This window comes from Limosilactobacillus sp. DJ3M12, assembly GCF_947381695.1.
In the GTDB taxonomy this organism is placed as follows: Bacteria; Bacillota; Bacilli; order Lactobacillales; family Lactobacillaceae; genus Limosilactobacillus; species Limosilactobacillus kinnaridis.
This window is the reverse complement of sequence record NZ_CANCWY010000078.1, coordinates 1-242: the sequence shown is the minus strand read 5'-3', so window position 1 is coordinate 242 and position 242 is coordinate 1. Positions and strand designations below refer to the sequence as shown.

The following is a 242-nucleotide window of genomic DNA, read 5'->3' as shown; positions in this document are numbered from 1 at the left end:
AGCCTTGATTATAAAGATCTACTACTTTTGCAATAGCGTCATGGGCCCCACGGTGGGGACGGAAGCCAAAACTATTACCAGAGAAAACACGCTCAAAGATAGGCGTAAGAATTTGGGCTACAGCTTGTTGAACCATTCGGTCCACCACAGTTGGTATTCCAAGTCTTCTTACTCCACCATTAGGCTTCGGAATTTCTACCCGTTTGACTGGTGCTGGTTTATACTTGCCCTCACGCAAACTA

At 45.9% G+C, this 242-nt stretch carries 1 protein-coding gene; it reads right to left on the bottom strand.

Annotated features, from left to right (window positions below; translation table 11 throughout):
* Positions 1-242, bottom strand: a 242-nt coding sequence (locus tag QOS06_RS10795) for a reverse transcriptase domain-containing protein (protein ID WP_283596069.1), incomplete at both ends; no start/stop codon positions are given.